Below are 18,101 nucleotides of genomic sequence, written 5' to 3'. Positions count from 1 at the left end.
TCACCGCGGAGCCGCATCACGAGGGCTCCGGGGTGATGCCGGTGAGGACGGCGAGGACCGCGAGACGGATGCGGTTGTCCCGGCCCGTCTTCGCCATGAGGCTGGCCACGTGCGTCTTGACCGTGGTGACACCGAGGTGCAGCCGGTCGGCGATCTCCTTGTTGGACAGGCCCGCGCCGAGCAGTCCGAGTACCTCCCGTTCGCGCGGGGTGATGGCCGGTGCCGGGGTGTCCATCGGCGCGTCCGGCGACGAGCGGGTGTGGAGCGCCTGGGCCACGAGGCGGTCGAGCACGTCCCGGCTGAAAGGGGCCTGTCCGTCGGCGGCCCGGCGTACGGCCTCCAGGAGTTCGGCCGGTGGGGTGTCCTTGACGAGGAATCCGCAGGCGCCGGCCGCGAGCGCCGGGTACAGATGGTCGTCGTCGTCGAACGTGGTGAGGGCGACGACCCGGGTGGCGGGGCGCACGGTCAGGATGCGGCGGGTGGCCGTGATGCCGTCCGTTCCGGGCATCCTCAGGTCCATGAGAACGACGTCGGGAGCGAGGTGTTCGGCCAGTCGTACGGCCTCCGCGCCGCTGTCCGCCTCGCCCAGGATCTTGACGTCCTGCGCTTGCTCGAAGAGCATGCGCAGTCCCATTCGGACGAGCTGCTGGTCGTCGACGACGAGGATTCCGATCACGTCCGGGGCTCCATGTGGCTTTCGAGGGCGGGTAGTTCGGCCGAGAGTCGCCAGCCTCTGGCTGCGGGGCCGACGTCCAGCCGTCCGCCGAGCAGGTCCACGCGTTCGCGCATGCCGATCAAGCCGTGTCCGGAAGGGCCGGGGGCCGGTGTCCGGGTCTTTCCGGTCCCGTCGTCGTGGATCGTCACGTGGACGACGTCGTCGACCACCCGAACGGCCAGCTCGGCCCGTGCGCCGGGCCCGCCGTGCTTGGCCGCGTTGGCCAGGCCCTCCTGGGCCAGGCGGAGGACCGCGAGGCCGCGTACCGCGTCCAGCCGCGCAACGAGGGGATCCACGGAAGCGGTCACGGTCAGGCCGGTCTGGCGGCTGTGTTCCACCACCGACTCCAGTGCCGTCAGCAGCGCCCCGGGCGCGACCAGGGAGCCGATGTCGCGGTTGGTGCGTTCCGGGGCGCGCAGCACGGCCACCAGGCGCCGCAGGTCCGTCAGGGCCGCGCCGGCGCTGGCGTGCAGGTCGTCCAGGACTTCGGTGATCCGCGGGTCGGTGGTGGCGGTGGTGCCGGGCGCGGCGGTGACGTGCCGGGCGACGCCGACGCGCAGCACCATGGAGGAGACGTGGTGGGCGACGAGGTCGTGCAACTCGCGTGCGATGGTGGTGCGCTCCGCTGCGCGGGCGGCCAGGAGACTTTGTTCGGCCCGGAGTTCCTGCTGCTTCGCGTACTCCCGCGCGTGCAGTGCGGCGTCGCGGGTCACGCGTACGTACGAGCCCATGAGCAGCGGCACGCCTGCGACGATGCACATCTTGTAGAGGATCGGGAGGAATCCGCCGGGCAGTTCTTCGAAGCGGTTCACGGCGATGGTGAGCGTCAGTACGGTCGCCCCGGCCGCGAGGCGGCGCCCGGACCGCTGGACCGCCAGCTCGAAGAGGGTGACGGCGGCCAGGACCTTCAACGAGGAGACGGTGTCGGAGCCCAGCGCGTGTGCGAGGACGAGCAGGCCTGACTGTGCCAGGAGCGAGCCGAACACCCATCTGCCCGCGACCAGGCACAGCACCAGGCCGGCTGCGGTCAGGCCCCAGTCCCTTGTCCCGGACGGCTGTCGAAGCAGCAGGGAGTAGCCGACCAGTACGCCGGCGAGCGCCAGGATCCGTAGGGTGGCGAATCTTCTGTCGAACGCGAGCTCGATCCAGGGTCGGTTCACGCCTCTCACGATAGGTGTTCGCCGGCGCGCCCGGGGTCCTGCCGTGGGAGGAGCCACCTCCTCCCACCGGCCGCGATGTCCGCCCCGTGGAGGGAGTCGGGAACCCCCTGTGGCCTGCGAGCGTGATCGCCATGGATACGGAAGTGAACACGAACCCGAACGCGCGTACAGACACGAGTGCCGACGCGGACGCGCAGTCCGCCACCCTGGGGCGGCGGTCCCTCCTCGGTGGAGCGGCGGGACTGGGGCTGGGCGGCGTGGCCTTCGGCACCACCGCCCACGCGGCCGGCGCCCCGTCGAGGTCCCGCGCCAAGGCGGGCCGCTTCCAGGGGAAGTCGGTCCTCGTCACGGGTGCCACGTCCGGCATCGGCAGGGCGGCGGCGAAGGCGTTCGCCGCGGAGGGCGCCCACGTCGGATTCTGCGGTCGACGAGCCGAGTTGGGGCGCCAGGTGGAACGGGAGATCCGGGACGCGGGCGGTGAAGCGACCTACGTACAGGCCGATGTGCGCGTGGACGCCCAGGTGCGCGCCTTCGTGGACCGGGTCGCGAGCCGTTACGGCGGCATCGACGTGGCCTTCAACAACGCCGGGATCGGCGGCGGCAGACTGCCCCACGAGATGAGCGTCGAGGAGTGGGACGACGTCCAGGCGACCAACGCGCGGGGCATGTTCCTCGCGATCAAGTACGAGGTTCCGCACATGCTCAGGGTCCAGCGCGGCGTCATCATCTGCACCTCGTCGTCGGCGGCCGAGCAGGCGCGGCCGAACGGCGCCGCGTACGCCGCGAGCAAGCGGGCGGTGCAGGGCCTCGTGAAGTCCGCGGCACTCGCGTACGGACCCAAGGGAATCAGGGTCAACGCCCTGTTGCCGGGCACCACCGACACCCCCTTCGTCCGGCCGCCGGGAATCCCGGACGCGGATTGGCTGAAGTACAAGCAGGCGTGGGGCCCGCTCAACGTCGACGGTCTCGAACGGATGGCCGATGCCGAGGAGATCGCGAGCGCGGTGCTCGGCCTCGCGTCCGACGATTTCCCCTACATGGCGGGTGCCTCGATCGCCGTGGACGGCGGAAGCACCGCGGGCCGCAGAATGATCCAGCCGAGCGGCGCCTGAGGCGCGCCGTCGAGGCAGCGGCACACAGCCCACGCCCTCCGTCACCCGCCGCACCAGACCCACAGAGGTGCTCCACATGCTCATCCGACTCGTCAAGGGTCTCGCCCTGCTCTCCACCGGCGCGCTCGCGGGCGCGTTCGGCTACGGCGCGGCCAATCTCGTCCCCACGTTCGACGCCGTACCGCTCGAAATGAGGCTGTCCTTCCACGCCCGGCTGATGGAGATGAACGGCATCACCATGCAGGGCGCCATGGCGCTGTCCGCACTCAGCGCCGTGACGCTCGCCGTGATGACCCGCGGCACCCCGCGATGGCTGGCCGGCGGGGCGGGGCTGCTGGTACTGGCCTCCTTCCTGATAACCCGGCTCGGCAACGTCCCCATCAACGGCCGGATCAAGGAGTGGGCCGTCACCTCGCCGCCCGTCGATCACGCCGAGATCCTCGATCGCTGGGAGATCTTCAATCACGCCCGCACCGGCACCGCGTTCGCGGCGTTCGCTCTGCTGATCCTCCTGGTCCTACGCCGACCCGGAATCGAGCACGACGCGAACTGACCGGCGCAGGGGGAGGCGCATGCCGCGCCGGGGCGGCCGGTGATGGACCAAACGGCCCCCGCGACCGCCGGCGGGGCAGCCCGATCGCCGCGTGCCCGGCCCCACCCGTCCGACGGGCCGGACAGTCGTCGTCGTCCGGCCGCGGGCCGCCCCGGCCCCGCCCCTCACACCGTCCAGCGCAGCACCGCCCCCAGCCCGCCCGCCGGCCCCGGCATGCCCGCCGGTACGACGAGCACCTCGCAGCCGGCCGCCGCCGCGGACCGCAGCAGGGCGTCGTCCGCGCGCGCCCGTGCGGGCTTGTCGACGCCCATCGCCCGCGCCTGGCCGCGCTGCACCGCGACCTGGTCCACGCCGGGACCGATCCACACGTCGCGCCCCGCGTCGGAGCCCTCCGGCCCCAGCAGCAGCGTGGCCACCTGGTGGCTGCGTACGGCGTCCACCACCGCCGGCATGCCCTCGGCGGCCTGGCCCGGCCCGGTGTCCACGGTGGACTCCCGGTGCTCGCCGGGGCGGCCCCGGCCCCTGCGGAACCGTTCCAGGGCGGCCTCCAGCCGCTCGCGGGCGAAGCCCTCCCGCACCCGCGCGATCTCCCGGTCGAGGACCTCCCGTGACGCCCCCGGCGCGCGCCCGCCGCCTTCGGCCTCGACGGCCACCGCCCGTATCCGCTCGGGCAGCCGGCCGTGGACGGCCCGGCGCTCCCGGGCATCGCCGGCCAGCACCAGCAGACCGGCCCCGCTCCCGGGCCACTGCCGGGCCAGCTCGGCGGCGATGGCGTCGGCCGTCTCGTTCCAGGCGTTCTCCACCCGGTTCCGGTAGTGCCACTCGTGCCGGTCCGCGGGCACGCCGCGGTGCCCGTGGTCCTGCTCCCGCCCGCCCGCCGCCCGCCCCACGGCCTGGCGGCGGGGGCCGTCGCGCAGCTCCAGATCGGCGCCGGTGCGGTCGAGGTACGCCACCAGGCAGGCCGGCTCCTCGCCGCGCAGGCCCGCCAGCGGGGCGATGTGCGGCAGCACCGACCAGGTCGCCTCGGTGGCCGCCGGGGCCCGCGCGAGCGGTACGTCCAGGAGCACCTCGGCGCCCGACGCGAACAGCGCCCGGCCCGGCGGAGCCCCGCTGACCGGCTCCCCGAGGAGCCGGTTCACCACGGCCCGGACGGTGTAGGCGTCGGCGCCCGCGTCGATCAGCTGTGCGGCGACGGCCCGCTCGCGCAGTGCCCGGATCTGCTGCGCGTCCTCGGTCGCGCGGGCGGCCTCGACGTACACGGAGGCCCAGGGGCCGGTGCGGTCGAAGAGCGGTTTGAGGAAGCCGAGCTCCATGATGTCCCCAAGGGGTTCAGGAAGGCTTGAGGGGGTCCTCCTCCAGGATGCGCCGCCCGCCGGGCGCGTGCCCACCCCGCCCGCCCGGTCCCGGCCGTCGGGGACCGGGCACGGGCGGGGCGGGCGGCCGGACGGTCAGACGGCCGGGCCGACGCTCACGCGAGGTCGAACCGGTCCAGGGTCATCACCTTGTCCCACGCCGCCACGAAGTCGCGTACGAACTTCTCGCCCGCGTCCTGCGACGCGTAGACCTCGCAGAGGGCCCGCAGCTGGGAGTGCGAGCCGAAGACGAGGTCGACGGCCGTCGCGGTCCACCTGACCTTGCCCGTGGCCCGGTCCCTGCCCTCGAACACGTTCTCGTCCGAGGCCGAGGCCGTCCACTCCGTCCCCATGTCCAGCAGGTTGACGAAGAAGTCGGTGGTCAGCGTCTGCGGCCGGCTGGTGAGGACGCCGTGCGGGGACCCCTTGAAACCGGCGTCCAGGGCCCGCATGCCGCCCGTCAGCACCGTCATCTCCGGAGCGGTCAGCGTCAGCAGGTTGGCCCGGTCCAGCAGGAGGGTCTCCGGCGACAGCTTCTCGCCCGCCCGGAGGTAGTTGCGGAACCCGTCCGCCCTGGGTTCCAGCACGGAGAACGACTCCACGTCGGTCTGCTCCTGCGAGGCGTCCGTACGCCCCGGCGCGAACGGGACCGCGACCGTGTGCCCGGCGTCCTTGGCCGCCTTCTCCACGGCGGCGCAGCCGCCCAGGACGATCAGGTCGGCGAGGGAGACCTTCTTCCCGCCGGTCTGCGCGGCGTTGAAGTCCTGCCGGATCCGGTCGAGGGCCGCCACCGTTTCGGCCACCTCGGAGCCGGCGTTGACCTCCCAGTCCTTCTGCGGCGCGAGCCGGATCCGGCCGCCGTTGGCGCCGCCCCGCATGTCGGTGCCGCGGAAGGACGCGGCCGCGGCCCAGGCGGCTGCGGCCAGCTGGGAGACGGACAGCCCCGAGCCGAGGACCCGGGCCTTCAGGTCGGCGATCTCCGCGTCCCCGACCGGCTCGTGGTCGACTGCGGGGACCGGGTCCTGCCACAGCTGGGGCTCGGGGATCCACGGGCCGAGGTAGCGCGAGACTGGACCCATGTCGCGGTGCAGCAGCTTGTACCAGGCGCGCGCGAACGCGTCCGCGAGCTTGGCCGGGTCCTCGTGGAAGCGCTTCGAGATCGGCCCGTAGACGGGGTCCAGCTTCAGCGAGAGGTCCGTCGTCAGCATCATCGGGGCGTGCCGCTTCGACGGGTCGTGGGCGTCGGGCACCGTGCCCTGGGCCGCGGGATCCGTCGGTGTCCACTGCTGCGCGCCGGCCGGGCTGCGGGTCAGCTCCCAGTCGTACCGGAACAGGTTGTCCAGGTAGCCGTTGTCCCACTTGGTCGGCTCGGTCGTCCAGGCGCCCTCCAGCCCGCTGGTGATCGTGTCGACGCCCACGCCGGTTCCGGACGAGTTCGTCCAGCCGAGTCCCTGCTGCTCGATCGGCCCGGCCTCGGGCTCCGGACCGACGTACTGGGGATCGACCGCGCCGTGGCACTTCCCGAAGGTGTGCCCGCCCACGATCAGGGCGACCGTCTCCTCGTCGTTCATCGCCATCCGCCCGAACGTCTCGCGGATGTCCTTGGCGGCCGCGATGGGATCCGGATTCCCGTTCGGCCCCTCCGGATTGACGTAGATGAGGCCCATCTGCACGGCACCGAACGGGCCGGTGAGCTCCCTGTCACCGCTGTAGCGCTCGTCCCCGAGCCAGGTGTCCTCGGGACCCCAGAAGATCTCCTCGGGCTCCCAGATGTCCTCCCGTCCGAACCCGAATCCGAACGTCTTGAACCCCATGGACTCCATCGCGCAGTTCCCGGCGAAGACGAGGAGGTCGGCCCAGGAGACCTTTCGGCCGTACTTCTGCTTGACCGGCCACAGCAGGCGGCGCGCCTTGTCGAGGCTCGCGTTGTCCGGCCAGCTGTTGAGGGGGGCGAAGCGCTGCGCGCCGGAGCCGCCGCCGCCCCGGCCGTCGGCGATCCGGTACGTGCCCGCCGCGTGCCAGCTCATCCGGATGAAGAGCGGCCCGTAGTGGCCGTAGTCGGCGGGCCACCAGTCCTGGGACGTCGTCATGACCTCGAAGACGTCCCGCTTCAGGGCCTCGACGTCCAGGCCCGCGAATTCCTCCGCGTAGTCGAAGTCCTCGCCCATCGGGCTGGACCGGGGCGAGTGCTGGTGGAGCACCTGGAGGTCCAGCTGGTTCGGCCACCAGTCCCGGTTCGTCCTGGGGCGGGTCGGCGTGGCGGCCGGGGAGGGGATTGCGGGGTTCTCGCTTTCGCTGCCGGACACGTCCGTCCTTCTTCCTGTCTCGGTGTTTCCACCTTGCGGGCTGCCTGCTCTCGGCGTCCGTATGGTCGCGCACTGTGACCCGTGCGGCTGACAGAACACGCAGGGCACCTCCCCGAGGCGGGAATACGGGGAATCGGACCCGAATCCGACAGGGCCGAACGGGTGAGGGCCGCTCCGTCCCGGCCGCCCGCGCCGGCCGTTGCCGCGCCAGGATGGCAGGGCGGTTGAAACAGGCTGAATGAGCCGCCCGCACCCGGGCAGGCGAATGGTGCGGATCCGCCGGATCCGCCCCGTGAATCCCGATACGAGCCGAGGAGTGACCATGCCTCGCGGATCCAGCCCCAAGCGCGAACGCCAGTACGAGCACATCAAGGAGAGCGCCGAGCAGCGCGGCGAGAGCACGGACCGGGCCAAGGAGATCGCGGCGCGGACGGTCAACAAGGAACGCGCCCGCTCCGGCGAGTCGAAGACCGCGAGCCGCTCCTCCACCCAGGACACCTCCTCCTCCGAGCGGGGCGGACAGCGCTCGCACAGCGGCTCGCAGGGGCCCACCAAGGAGCAGCTCTACAACGAGGCGAAGCAGAAGAACATCGAGGGCCGTTCGAAGATGGACAAGTCCGAACTGAAGCGCGCCCTCGGCCACTGACCCACCCCGCTCCGCGGGCACCGCCCCCGCGGCGGGTGCTCCGCGGCCTACGACACGAGGCACTTCCGGGAAGACGATGACGATGCCTCTCCATCCGGTCCATCCGACACCGACCACGCTCCACTTGGCCCTGCACGGCCGGGGCGCGGCCGCCGAGGCCCGTCACGCCGCCCGTGACTTCCTCGACCCGACCGTGAGCGGCGGCCCCCCGTTCCCTGCCCTCGCCCTGGACGCCGCGCTGCTGGTGATCAGCGAACTCGTCACCAACGCCGTCCGCCACGCCTCCGGCGACTGCGCGCTGGAACTGCGCCTGCGGGCCGACGGCGTCGACGTCGAGGTCACGGACGGCAGCAGCCAGGAGCCCCGGGCCCGCCGTCCCGGTCAGCGGGGTGAGGGCGGCTGGGGATGGCACCTGGTCAACCGGCTCGGGACCGACGTGGAGATCCGCCAGCACGACGCCCCGCCCGCGGGCAAAACGATCCACGTGCACATTCCGCGCCGTCCCCCGGTGTCCTGACGGTCCGACCGACAGGAGCGGGGCCGTCCGTCCCTCCTGAAGCACCGACAGGAGCGGGGCCGTCCGTCCCTCCTGAAGCGGGGCCGTCCGTCCTGATGCGTCAGTCTGCTCTGATGCGTGTGCGTACGCGTGTGCGTGCCCCCCGGCCGGAAACCGGCCGGGGGGCACGCCTCACGGGGTGGGGGAGTCAGGTGCCGTGGCGGCGGCCGCGCAGCGAGTCGCCGACTCCGCGGACGGTCTGGTCGGCCTTGCCCGCGGCTTCCTCGGCCTTGCCCTTGGCCTGGTCCATCTTGCCTTCGGCCTTCAGCCGGTCGCTGCCGGAAACCTTGCCGATGGTTTCCTTCGCCTTGCCCTTGGCCTGGTCCATCTTGCCCTTGGCCTTCTCAGCCATGGCGAACTCCTTTCGAGAGCCTCGCCCGGCGCCTGCCCAGCTTCCGCCGTCCGAATCCAATCGGGTGGAACCGGCCGGAGATGCGTTGCGCCGCACCCCCCGCCGGTTAGACGCCAAGGGGCGGGGAGAACCGCGAGGAGAGGCAGGCGCTTCGTCATGGACGGCCAGGAGGCCACGCACTCGCAGGTCACGCTCCACGTCAACGGCGCACGGCACGCACTCGACCTGGACCACCGCACCACCCTGCTCGACGCGCTGCGCGAGCGGCTGGACCTCACCGGCACGAAGAAGGGCTGCGACCACGGCCAGTGCGGGGCCTGCACCGTCCTCGTCGACGGCCGGCGCCTCAACAGCTGCCTGCTGCTCGCCGTCGCCCAGGACGGCGCGCGCATCACCACCGTCGAGGGCCTCGCGGGGGAGGACGGCCGCCCCCACCCGCTCCAGGAGGCCTTCATCGCCCGCGACGCCCTCCAGTGCGGCTTCTGCACGCCCGGCCAGCTCTGCTCGGCCGTCGGGATGCTCGCCGAGGTGGCGGCCGAGGGCGCGGAGGCGAGCCGCGAGGCCATCGCCGAACGCCTCAGCGGCAATCTGTGCCGCTGCGGCGCCTACCCGCGGATCGTCGACGCCGTACGGGACGTGATCACGTGAAGCCCTTCCGCTACGTCCGCCCCGCGAGCCTCGCCGAAGCGGCCGAGGCACACGGCGGCCGGCCCGGCTCCGCCTACCTGGCCGGCGGCACCAACCTCGTCGACCTGATGAAGCTCGGCGTCGAACGGCCCGACACCCTCGTGGACGTCGCCCGCGTGCTCCCCGCCGGGGTCGAGGGCACCGCCTCGGGCGGCGTCCGCGTCGGCGCCGGGGTCCGCGGCGCCGACCTCGCCGTCCACCCGCTGGCCGGGGCCCGCTGCCCGGCCCTCGCCCAGGCCCTGCTGTCCGGCGCCTCGGGACAGCTGCGCAACGCCGCGACGACCGGGGGCAACCTCCTCCAGCGCACCCGCTGCGGATACTTCCAGGACGTGTCCAAACCCTGCAACAAACGCGACCCCGGCAGCGGCTGCGCGGCCCTCGACGGCGCCAACCGCGAACACGCCGTACTCGGGCACTCCCCGCTCTGCGTGGCCACCCACCCCTCCGACCTCGCCGTGGCGCTGAGCGCGCTCGACGCCGAGGTGGAGGTCACCGGCACCGGCGGCGCCCGCACGGTACCGCTCGACGACTTCCTGCGGCTCCCCGGGGACCGGCCCGAACGCGACACGACGCTGCGGCACGGCGAGCTCGTCACCGCGGTCCTGCTGCCGCCCGGGGCATTCGGCGCGCCCTCCGCGTACCGCAAGGCCCGGGACCGGTCCTCGTACGCCTTCGCGCTCGCCTCGGTGGCGGCGGTCCTGGAGACCCGCGACGGCCTGGTGTCCCGGGTCGCGCTCGCCTTCGGCGGACTGGCGCACCGGCCGTGGCGGGCCCGGGTGGCGCAGGACCGGCTGCTCGGCGAGCGCCCCACGCCCGAAGCCGTCCGCGCGGCCGTGGACGCCGAACTCGAAGCGGCCCGCCCGCTGCGCGACAACGCCTTCAAGGTGCTCCTCGCCCGCAACCTCGCCCGCCACGTACTGGGCGCGCTCGCCGGGCCCGCACGGGACTGAGCCCCGCCGGCCGGGCGGGAGAGACAGCGAAAGAGGGAGACGGACCATGGAAGGCACCCCCGCGCTCGGCTCGCCCGCGACCCGGCGGGAAGGCCCGCAGAAGGTCACCGGCGCCGCCCGCTACGCCGCCGACCACACCCCGCCCGGCTGCCTGTACGCCTGGCCGGTGCCCGCCACCGTGGCGGTCGGCCGGGTGGTCCGCGTGGACACGGCCGCCGCCGCGGCGCTGCCCGGAGTGGCGGCCGTCATCACCGCCGCGGACGCCCCCCGGCTGGGGCCCACCGACGACCCCGAGCTGCGGCTCCTCCAGGACGACCGGGTGCCCCACCACGGCTGGTACGTGGCCCTCGCCGTCGCCGACACCCCGGAGCGCGCCCGCGCCGCCGCCGAGGCCGTGTCCGTGACCTACGACACCGGGGGCGCCACCCCCCACGTCCGCCTGTACGAGGAGCACCCCGACGCCTACGAGCCCGAGCAGGTCAACGGCGGCTACCCGGGACGCCGCGAGCGGGGCGACGCGCTCGCCGCGCACGCCGCCGCGCCGGTCCGCCTCGACTGCCGGTACGCGGTGCCCCCGCTGCACAACCACCCCATGGAGCCGCACGCCGCCACCGCCGTCTGGGACGTCGACGGGGAGCGGCTCACGGTGTACGACTCCAGCCAGGGGGCCGGGCTCGTGGGCGCCGTCCTGGCCTCCCTGTTCGGCCTGCCCGAGGAAGGGATCACCGTGTACTCGGAGCACGTGGGCGGCGGCTTCGGCTGCAAGGGCACGCCCCGCCCGCACGTGGTGCTCGCCGTGATGGCGGCCCGGCACACCGGGCGGCCGGTCAAGCTCGCGCTGCCCCGCGCCCACCTGCCCGAGGTGGTGGGCCACCGCGCCCCCACCCTGCACCGGGTCCGCCTCGGCGCGCGGCCCGACGGCACCCTCACGGCCCTCGCCCACGAGATCACCACCCACACCTCGCGCATCCGCGAGTTCGTCGAGCAGGCGGCGGTCCCCGCGCGGGTCATGTACGCGGCACCCGACCTGCTCACCGCGCACCGGGTCGTACCGCTCGACGTGCCCACCCCGTCGTGGATGCGGGCCCCGGGCGAGACACCGGGCATGTACGCGCTGGAGTCGGCCATGGACGAACTCGCCGACGCCGTGGGCGTGGACCCCGTCGAGCTGCGCGTGCGCAACGAGCCCGCCGCCGAACCTGACAGCGGGCGCCCGTACAGCAGCCGCAACCTGGTCGCCTGCCTGCGCGAGGGCGCGCGGCGCTTCGGCTGGCCGGGTACCCGCGGGCCCCGGGCCCGGGACGGGCTGCTGACCGGCGCGGGCGTGGCCGCGTCCACGTACCCGGTGTACCTGGCCCCCTCCCAGGCGCTGGCGCACGCCCTGCCGGACGGCACCTACCGGGTGGAAGTGGCCGCCACCGACATCGGGACCGGGGCGCGGACCGTCCTTGCCCTGGTGGCGGCGGACGCGCTGGGCGTGCCGGCGGACCGGGTGACGAGCGTGGTCGGAAACTCCGGCCTGCCCCCGGCGTCGGTGGCCGGCGGCTCGTGCGGCACCGGGTCCTGGGGGTGGGCGGTGCACGAGGCCTGCCGCGCGCTCGCGCTGAAACTCGGACGGCGTGACGGGAAGGTGCCGGAGGGTGGTCTGTGCGCCTCCGCCGACACCACGGCCGCCGCCAAGCAGCGCTCGCCGTACGCCCGGCACGCCTTCGGGGCCCAGTTCGCCGAGGTGTCGGTCGACCCGGTGTCCGGCGAGGTGCGGGTGCTGCGCATGCTGGGCGTCTTCGCCGCCGGCCGGATCCTCAATCCGCTGACGGCCCGCTCCCAGTTCGTCGGCGGCATGGTGATGGGCCTGGGGATGGCCCTCACCGAGCACTCCCCGCTGGACCCGGCGTACGGCGACTTCACCGCGCGGGACCTGGCGTCGTACCACGTGCCGGTGCACGCGGACGTGCCGGACATCGAGGCGTACTGGGTCGACGAGCACGACAAGCACCTCGAACCGATGGGCAGCAAGGGGATCGGCGAGATCGGCACGGTGGGCGCGGCCGCCGCCATCGGCAACGCATTCGCCCGGGCGACCGGCCGCCGGATCCGCGAACTCCCCCTCACCCCCGACCGGGTCCTCGCCGCCCTGGAGGCCGCCGGCGGCCACGGCGGCACCTGAGCGGCCGGCGACGGTTGCCCCCGCGCGGCGCGGGTAGCCGCCGGTAAGGAGCCGTCCGGGAGGAAGTCCCATGATCCAGGTCTCGATACCGCTGTTTCCCGCGGACGACGGCGGTCTGCTGATCCCCGCGGACCACGTCACCGCGCTGCTGCGGCGGCTGGCCGAGGACTGGGTGCACGCCACCGAGACGGGCGAGATGCCCGCCGACGAGGAGACGGTGTCCGAGCTGGCCGACGTACTGACCGAGCTCGCCGACCAGATCGACGTCGAGTGCATCGGCTGCGCCTCGGAGTGACCCCGTGCGGAGGGGGGCGGAAAGGCCTCGGCCTTTCCGCCCCCCTCCGCACGGGGTGCCCGGGAGGTCTCCTCAGGAGCTCAGGTCCGCAGCAGCCGGTTGAAGAACGACCGGTAGTGCTGGAGCGCCATCCGCAGTTCCTCCGTGGGTACCCGGTCCCCGCTCCGCCACTGGCCCTCCAGGTCCTGCTTGTGCGCGGCGAAGGTCCCCGCGAGGTTCTGCATGACCTCGGCCACCAGGGTGTCGGCCGAGGTGACCGCGTCCTTGGGGTCGTCGACGAAGCGGCCCTGGATCTCGGCCCATTCCGTGCGGTAGCGCTCGGCGTCCCCGGCGGAGAGGAGCGGCTCCCCGTCCCCGGCGTCGGGCTCCGCGGCGTCGGAGGGCTCGTAGGGCTCCTCCGCGCGGGCCCCCTCGTCGCGGCCGGAGAGGGTGTCCTCGGACAGGTCCGCGGAGGCCTCGCCGGGGTAGACCGGCGCACCGCGCTCCTGCGACACGTCCGGACCCGCGAGGTCCTCCGTGGTCAGGGGGGTGCGTTCGGTGGTGGGGTTCTCGTCGTGGGTCTGCATGTCACCGGCTCCTCTGATCCGTGAGCAGTTCCTCGAACAGGGCGCGGTAGTGCACCATCGCACCGCGCAGCTCCTCCGTCGTCGCGCGGCCGTTCACGCTCCGGTCCTTGACGTCGTGCGCCGCCCGGTAGTGCTCCAGCGTGCGGCCGTGTTCGACCGACAGGTCGCGCACCGTTCCCCGGTACCCCTCGGTGGGGTAGCCGCGCTCCCGCATCAGCCGGGAGACGAGGTCGTCGGCCTCGTCGACGGCGCCCGCCGGGCGGTCCACGAAGTGCTCCTGCACACCGGTCCACTGCTCGGCGTACTGGCGCCTGCGGTCCGGGGGGAGCTCCTTGATGTCGAGTTCGTCGTGCCGTGCCTCACGGGCGCGCAGCTCGCGCTCGGCGGCGAGTGCGCCGCCCTCCTCCCGGACCGTGCGCTCGTACTCCGGCCCGAAGCGGTCGCGCAGATGGCGCCGACGCGCCAGCAGCCACATGATGGCGGCGAGGGCGATCACCACGACCACCCCGGCGGCGATGACGGCTATGAGTGTGCCTGTGGACATCCTGGGCCTCCGTCCTGGGGCCTTTCGCCTGTAGGGCGCTGCTGCCCACCCTCATGCCGGACAAACTCGCGCCGGCCGAACCCGCCCCCGGTCCGGGTCCGGGGGCCGGTTCCGCCGCGCCGCGCTGACGCGGTCGTTGCTCGCGCCCGGCGCACCCCCACGTGGCATGCTCGACGTATGGAGGGCGAGTCCGTGCTTCCCGATGCCGGTAATGCCGCGGCCCCCGAGGTGCTGGCACTGGCCAAGGTCGTCGCCAGACTGCGCGCCGAGGTGGTCGACCTGGAGGGCGTCGCCTCGATGACGGCCGTCCTCGAACGGGCCAAGGGAGTGGTGATGGCCCGGGAGGGCCTCTCCGCGGACGCCGCGTACCAACTGCTGCTGGACCGCGCCGCCCAGCACCGGCGCACCGTCCTGGAGGAGTGCTGGATCACCCTCGGCCGGACCGGAGGGGGTTCCGCCGCGGCCCCGCGGGCCGGCCGGACCCCCGTACGGCCGGAATCCGGGCGGGAGCCGCAGGCCGTGACCGCTCCCTTCGACACCCGCCGGTACGTCGCCGGTGCCGGGCGCCCGGCTGCCAACCGGGAGCTCCTCGCCCGCCTGGCCCGGGACCTGGCGGGCGTGGGAACCGCGGACGGGATCGCCGAGCTGCTGCGCTCGGCCCTCGGGGAGCCGGAGGACGTGCAAGCGGTGATGATCTACACCGTGGCGTCCGCCGGCAGCCTGGAGCTGGCCGGACACGCGGGCGTCGGCGACGAGCTCGCCGAGCAGTGGAGCCACATCCCCCCGCTCGGCGGGGTCGCCGCGCTGGAGGCCGTCGCCGCCGGGGAGGCGGTGTGGCTGGAGGACCCGGGCCTCGACGCCACCCGGTACCAGCTCATCGGCGGCCCCCCCGGGCAGTGGCCCTCGCGCGCCTGGATCCCCGTACCCGGCGCCGGGCCCGTGACGGCGGTCGTCGGCTTCTTCCGCGGCCGGCCGGGCCCCTTCGACGCCACCACCCGGACCCTGTTCCGCAGGGCCGTGCGGCTCTGCGGCGGTCCGCTGCGCGAGGACCGGGGCCCCCACGGGTTCGTCCCGCTGCACGAGGACGTGGACGCAGTCCAGACGGTCTTCGACGCCCTCGCGGGGCCCGCGGTCCTGCTGACGCCGCTGCGCTCGCCGTCGGGGGAGGTCGAGGACTACCGGATCGAGGCGGCGGCGCCCGAGTCGCTGGACGTGGCGGGGCGCAGCGGCAAGGAGCTGGTCGGGCGGCGGATCCTGGAGACGTACCCGACCGTGGCGGGCAGCGCCCTCTGGGAGGGGTACCTGGACGCGCTGACCACGGGCGCGGTGTACGAGGGCGAGCCGTTCACCTACGAGGAGGTCACCGCGGGGGTGCCGCAGCAGTCCGTGTACTCCGTGCGGGCGGCCCGGCTCGGGGAGCGGCTGGTGGTGTCGTGGATCCGCCACGACACGAACGAGCGGGAGACCCGCAGGCTGGCCGACATGCAGCGGCTGGGGAACCTGGGCTGGGCCAGCTGGAACCTGATGACGGACACCGTGATCTGGTCCGACCAGGTCTACGAGATCTTCGACCGGGACCCGGCGCTGGGCCCGATGCGGCTGGAAGACCTGCCCGCGCACCTGCCGGCGGAGGACCTGCCGAGGATGGCCGCCGTGGTGCGGCGGCTGCTGGGCGACGGCAGGGCGGTCGACCAGCCGTTCCGGATCGGCACCGACCAGGGCGTGCGGCACCTGCGGATCGTCGCCGAGGCCCAGACGGACGCCGACGGCAGCCCGATCGAGGTGCACGGCTTCTTCCAGGACCTCACCGCGCTGCGCGACGCGGAGCTGGCCCTGCGCGAGAGCGAACGGGCCAACCTGGTCCAGCGGGGCATGCTGACGGCCGAACGCGCCCTCGCCGCCCGCCTCCAGGACACCCTGCTGCCCGTCGCCCGGCAGTCGCTGGAGCTGGCGGGCCTGTGCGTCGACGTCGCCTACGCTCCCGCCGACCGCGGGATCAACGTGGGGGGCGACTGGTACTCGGCGATCGGACTCCCCGACCGGAGCGCCCTGTTCGTCGTGGGGGACGTCGCCGGACACGGCCTGTCCGCGGTGGGCACCATGGCCCAGCTGCGGTTCACCGCCAAGGGGATGGTGATCACCGGATCGCCCCTGCCGGACGTACTGCAGCGCCTCAACAGCCTCCTGCTGCACACGGCCGGGGAACAGCAGGGGGCCACCGCGACGATGGTCATGGGCCGCTACCAGCCGTGGGACCACCGCCTGACCTGGGTCCGGGCGGGGCACCTGCCGCCGCTGCTGGTCCGGGGCGGCACGGCGACCTTCCTGCCGCAGCCGGACGGCTCCCTGCTGGGTGCCGACTTCGACTCCACGTACGGGCAGCACGTGTTCGACCTGCTGCCGGGGGACCACCTCCTGCTGTACACGGACGGTCTGGTGGAGGAACCGGGGGAGGACATCGAGGCGGGCCTCGACCGCCTCGCCGTATCCGCCGCCCGGCTGCTGCGGGAAGGCGCGGGCGAAACGCTCGCCCGCTCCCTGGCCGCACTGCGGCCGGGGAACCGCGACGACATCTGCGTCCTCGACATCCACTTGCCGGACGACGCCTGAGCCGCGGGCGGGCGGGCCGCACGCCGGAAAAGGAGCCACGAGGGCGGCGCCGCGCCCGTAGCCTGCGTGATCATGGACATGGAACGCACCGGCCGCCAGCTCCGGCTGATCGCCGAGACGACGGAGATCGCCGCGGCCCTGGGGGTGGAGGTCCGGCTCCGCGGGGGATGGGCGATGGACTTCTTCCTCGGCGCGCCCACTCGGGACCACGAGGACATCGACTGGTTCGCCTGGAGCGGGGACGCCCCCGCCCTCGCCGGCGCGCTGGCGGCCGCCGGGTACGAGCCGCTGCCCGGCCCGCCCGCCGGCCAGCAGCTCGACTTCGTGAAACAGGGCGAGGAGAGCAGCTTCGCCCTGCTGGCCCGCGGCCCCGACGGACTTCCCGTCGTCGCCGGCGGCCCGTGGGCCGGGGAGCCGTGGCCGCCGGGCATGCTGGACGGCCCGGCCGGCCGCATCGGGGACCTGCGGTGCGCGATCGTCAGCCCCCCGGCCCAGATCGAGATCAAGCGGATGACGCCCGTCTGGATCCCGGGCCGGCCGCGCCGGGCGAAGGACGCGCGGGACATCGCCCGTCTGGAGGAAGCCCTGCGCGGCCGGGGTCCCGGCCCCGCCCCGGACGCCGCCGGGGGCGACCCCGGTGATCATGAAAGTCGGGCGATGGGGGAGAATTCCCTCCACCGGACATGACCACCGAAGAAGGACAGGAGCACGCCCGTTGAACGAGGAGAGGCGCCAACAGGCCCGGCAGTTCCTCCAGCCGGGGGAGCACCTCATAGCCGCCTGCGCCCACGAACTCGGGCCGGGTGTGCCCACCCCGCCCGAGTCGATGCTCGCGCCACCGGACCCCTCCGACCTCCAGCGGCGGATCGAGGCGCGGCTGCCCCGCCAGCTGCGGCAGATCGCCAAGTCCCGGGTGCTCGACCCGCGGCGGTCGCGGCCGGCCGCCGTGGCGGACGCCATCGACCGCGTGCCCGACGCGCCGGACCAGCTCGACACGCGCCTGATCCACGGGAAGAACATGGAGGGCGGCTGGCAGAGCGCGGCCGGACACTTCGTCATCAGCCGCGCCAGCGTGCGCCGTTCCAACGCCTGCGTACTGGTCCTCACCGACCGGCGCTGGTTCGGGCTCAGCGACGTCTCGCCGCTGTGGCAGTCGACGCCGGTGATGAAGCACCACTGGGAGGTGCCCCGCCCGGCGGTGGCCGCCGTACGGGCCAACCCGACGGGCGTCCTGCAGAAGGGGCGGATGGACATCGAGTTCACCGACGGCTCCTGGGTCGCCCTCGTCGCCACGGCACCCCAGCACGCCACGCCCTTCGCCGCCGCCTCCGCCCGCTACCGCTGAACCGGCCTACGGCTCAGGGCAGTTGTACTGATCCTCCAGCGGCACGGTGACGCAGTGCACACCCTGGCCGCCGGTCTCCTCGACGACCGCCTCGGGGACGGTGAACACCGCCGTCCTCGACCGGGGCATCACCACGGTGCCGATCCGGCGGACCCGGCCGCGATCGCCTGCCACAGTCCGCGCCG

Annotated in this window: 19 protein-coding genes; 11 read left to right on the top strand and 8 right to left on the bottom strand. The window is 73.9% G+C overall.

The window, feature by feature from the left end; genetic code table 11:
- Positions 1 to 16: 16 nt before the first annotated feature.
- Together ACZ597_RS24660 and ACZ597_RS24655 are read right to left on the bottom strand one after the other, a co-directional pair.
- Positions 17 to 676, bottom strand: a complete 660-nt coding sequence (locus ACZ597_RS24660; protein ID WP_471333918.1) for a response regulator transcription factor — start codon at positions 674 to 676, stop codon at positions 17 to 19.
- Positions 673 to 1,875 carry a sensor histidine kinase gene (locus tag ACZ597_RS24655; protein WP_471333916.1) on the bottom strand — a complete coding sequence of 401 codons (1,203 nt, stop codon included), beginning with the start codon at positions 1,873 to 1,875 and terminating at the stop codon, positions 673 to 675. Before ACZ597_RS24655 ends, ACZ597_RS24660 begins: the two co-directional genes overlap by 4 nt.
- A gap of 143 nt (positions 1,876 to 2,018) precedes the next feature.
- On the opposite strand from ACZ597_RS24655, the gene ACZ597_RS24650 reads away from it, so the two are divergent.
- On the top strand, positions 2,019 to 2,987 hold the full coding sequence (locus ACZ597_RS24650; protein WP_471333913.1) for an SDR family NAD(P)-dependent oxidoreductase: 969 nt from the start codon (positions 2,019 to 2,021) through the stop codon (positions 2,985 to 2,987).
- Positions 2,988 to 3,063: 76 nt separating this feature from the next.
- On the top strand, positions 3,064 to 3,540 hold the full coding sequence (locus ACZ597_RS24645) for an anthrone oxygenase family protein (protein WP_471333911.1): 477 nt from the start codon (positions 3,064 to 3,066) through the stop codon (positions 3,538 to 3,540).
- A gap of 164 nt (positions 3,541 to 3,704) precedes the next feature.
- Here ACZ597_RS24645 and ACZ597_RS24640 read toward each other — a convergent pair whose 3' ends face one another.
- Both ACZ597_RS24640 and katG read right to left on the bottom strand, forming a co-directional pair.
- Positions 3,705 to 4,853, bottom strand: coding sequence for a baeRF2 domain-containing protein (locus ACZ597_RS24640; RefSeq protein ID WP_471333909.1), 1,149 nt, complete (start codon positions 4,851 to 4,853; stop codon positions 3,705 to 3,707).
- 155 nt (positions 4,854 to 5,008) lie between these two features.
- The gene (katG, locus tag ACZ597_RS24635; RefSeq protein ID WP_471333907.1) at positions 5,009 to 7,198 is read right to left on the bottom strand and encodes a catalase/peroxidase HPI; all 2,190 of its coding nucleotides are present in this window, start codon (positions 7,196 to 7,198) and stop codon (positions 5,009 to 5,011) included.
- A 322-nt stretch (positions 7,199 to 7,520) separates the two neighbouring features.
- On the opposite strand from katG, the gene ACZ597_RS24630 reads away from it, so the two are divergent.
- Complete coding sequence (locus ACZ597_RS24630) at positions 7,521 to 7,844, top strand: plasmid stabilization protein (protein ID WP_471333904.1); 324 nt, start codon at positions 7,521 to 7,523, stop codon at positions 7,842 to 7,844.
- A gap of 82 nt (positions 7,845 to 7,926) precedes the next feature.
- A complete protein-coding gene (locus ACZ597_RS24625) occupies positions 7,927 to 8,361 on the top strand; it encodes an ATP-binding protein (RefSeq protein WP_471333902.1) in 435 nt (144 codons plus the stop codon).
- A gap of 187 nt (positions 8,362 to 8,548) precedes the next feature.
- Here ACZ597_RS24625 and ACZ597_RS24620 read toward each other — a convergent pair whose 3' ends face one another.
- Entirely contained in the window at positions 8,549 to 8,752 is a 204-nt protein-coding gene (locus ACZ597_RS24620) for a CsbD family protein (protein WP_471333899.1), read from the bottom strand.
- A 156-nt stretch (positions 8,753 to 8,908) separates the two neighbouring features.
- Here ACZ597_RS24620 and ACZ597_RS24615 point away from each other — a divergent pair, with 156 nt between their 5' ends.
- The 4 genes from ACZ597_RS24615 to ACZ597_RS24600 all read left to right on the top strand — a co-directional run bounded on the left by ACZ597_RS24615 (position 8,909) and on the right by ACZ597_RS24600 (position 12,851).
- The gene (locus ACZ597_RS24615) at positions 8,909 to 9,400 is read left to right on the top strand and encodes a (2Fe-2S)-binding protein (RefSeq protein ID WP_471333897.1); all 492 of its coding nucleotides are present in this window, start codon (positions 8,909 to 8,911) and stop codon (positions 9,398 to 9,400) included.
- Positions 9,397 to 10,389 carry an FAD binding domain-containing protein gene (locus ACZ597_RS24610; protein ID WP_471333895.1) on the top strand — a complete coding sequence of 331 codons (993 nt, stop codon included), beginning with the start codon at positions 9,397 to 9,399 and terminating at the stop codon, positions 10,387 to 10,389. The genes ACZ597_RS24615 and ACZ597_RS24610 overlap by 4 nt, the downstream gene beginning before the upstream one ends.
- A gap of 46 nt (positions 10,390 to 10,435) precedes the next feature.
- Positions 10,436 to 12,556, top strand: a complete 2,121-nt coding sequence (locus ACZ597_RS24605) for a xanthine dehydrogenase family protein molybdopterin-binding subunit (protein ID WP_471333891.1) — start codon at positions 10,436 to 10,438, stop codon at positions 12,554 to 12,556.
- 70 nt (positions 12,557 to 12,626) lie between these two features.
- Entirely contained in the window at positions 12,627 to 12,851 is a 225-nt protein-coding gene (locus ACZ597_RS24600; protein ID WP_471333888.1) for a DUF6213 family protein, read from the top strand.
- Between the two features lie 80 nt (positions 12,852 to 12,931).
- Here ACZ597_RS24600 and ACZ597_RS24595 read toward each other — a convergent pair whose 3' ends face one another.
- Both ACZ597_RS24595 and ACZ597_RS24590 read right to left on the bottom strand, forming a co-directional pair.
- Positions 12,932 to 13,417, bottom strand: coding sequence for a PB1 domain-containing protein (locus tag ACZ597_RS24595; RefSeq protein ID WP_471333885.1), 486 nt, complete (start codon positions 13,415 to 13,417; stop codon positions 12,932 to 12,934).
- A 1-nt stretch (position 13,418) separates the two neighbouring features.
- The gene (locus tag ACZ597_RS24590) at positions 13,419 to 13,961 is read right to left on the bottom strand and encodes a hypothetical protein (RefSeq protein ID WP_471333882.1); all 543 of its coding nucleotides are present in this window, start codon (positions 13,959 to 13,961) and stop codon (positions 13,419 to 13,421) included.
- Positions 13,962 to 14,138: 177 nt separating this feature from the next.
- On the opposite strand from ACZ597_RS24590, the gene ACZ597_RS24585 reads away from it, so the two are divergent.
- The 3 genes from ACZ597_RS24585 (at position 14,139) to ACZ597_RS24575 (ending at position 17,916) form a co-directional block, all read left to right on the top strand.
- Entirely contained in the window at positions 14,139 to 16,571 is a 2,433-nt protein-coding gene (locus ACZ597_RS24585) for a SpoIIE family protein phosphatase (protein ID WP_471333880.1), read from the top strand.
- 72 nt (positions 16,572 to 16,643) lie between these two features.
- Positions 16,644 to 17,258 (top strand): nucleotidyltransferase domain-containing protein, encoded by a 615-nt coding sequence (locus ACZ597_RS24580; RefSeq protein ID WP_471333878.1) that lies wholly within the window; start codon positions 16,644 to 16,646, stop codon positions 17,256 to 17,258.
- 28 nt (positions 17,259 to 17,286) lie between these two features.
- Entirely contained in the window at positions 17,287 to 17,916 is a 630-nt protein-coding gene (locus tag ACZ597_RS24575; RefSeq protein ID WP_471333876.1) for a hypothetical protein, read from the top strand.
- A gap of 6 nt (positions 17,917 to 17,922) precedes the next feature.
- On the opposite strand, the gene ACZ597_RS24570 is transcribed toward ACZ597_RS24575, so the two are convergent.
- The gene (locus tag ACZ597_RS24570; protein WP_471333874.1) at positions 17,923 to 18,090 is read right to left on the bottom strand and encodes a hypothetical protein; all 168 of its coding nucleotides are present in this window, start codon (positions 18,088 to 18,090) and stop codon (positions 17,923 to 17,925) included.
- Positions 18,091 to 18,101: the final 11 nt, after the last annotated feature.

It is taken from the genome of Streptomyces sp. NPDC040718 (assembly GCF_055593565.1).
This window is presented reverse-complemented; position numbering and strand designations above follow the sequence as displayed.

Excerpts from the sequence above, each read along its gene's own strand:
- ACZ597_RS24645 (WP_471333911.1), top strand. The coding sequence starts at position 3,064 with ATGCTCATCCGACTCGTCAAGGGTCTCGCCCTGCTCTCCACCGGCGCG.
- ACZ597_RS24640 (WP_471333909.1), bottom strand. The coding sequence starts at position 4,853 with ATGGAGCTCGGCTTCCTCAAACCGCTCTTCGACCGCACCGGCCCCTGG.
- ACZ597_RS24630 (WP_471333904.1), top strand. The coding sequence starts at position 7,521 with ATGCCTCGCGGATCCAGCCCCAAGCGCGAACGCCAGTACGAGCACATC.
- ACZ597_RS24625 (WP_471333902.1), top strand. The coding sequence starts at position 7,927 with ATGCCTCTCCATCCGGTCCATCCGACACCGACCACGCTCCACTTGGCC.
- ACZ597_RS24620 (WP_471333899.1), bottom strand. The coding sequence starts at position 8,752 with ATGGCTGAGAAGGCCAAGGGCAAGATGGACCAGGCCAAGGGCAAGGCG.
- ACZ597_RS24615 (WP_471333897.1), top strand. The coding sequence starts at position 8,909 with ATGGACGGCCAGGAGGCCACGCACTCGCAGGTCACGCTCCACGTCAAC.
- ACZ597_RS24605 (WP_471333891.1), top strand. The coding sequence starts at position 10,436 with ATGGAAGGCACCCCCGCGCTCGGCTCGCCCGCGACCCGGCGGGAAGGC.
- ACZ597_RS24600 (WP_471333888.1), top strand. The coding sequence starts at position 12,627 with ATGATCCAGGTCTCGATACCGCTGTTTCCCGCGGACGACGGCGGTCTG.
- ACZ597_RS24595 (WP_471333885.1), bottom strand. The coding sequence starts at position 13,417 with ATGCAGACCCACGACGAGAACCCCACCACCGAACGCACCCCCCTGACC.
- ACZ597_RS24590 (WP_471333882.1), bottom strand. The coding sequence starts at position 13,961 with ATGTCCACAGGCACACTCATAGCCGTCATCGCCGCCGGGGTGGTCGTG.
- ACZ597_RS24585 (WP_471333880.1), top strand. The coding sequence starts at position 14,139 with ATGGAGGGCGAGTCCGTGCTTCCCGATGCCGGTAATGCCGCGGCCCCC.
- ACZ597_RS24580 (WP_471333878.1), top strand. The coding sequence starts at position 16,644 with ATGGACATGGAACGCACCGGCCGCCAGCTCCGGCTGATCGCCGAGACG.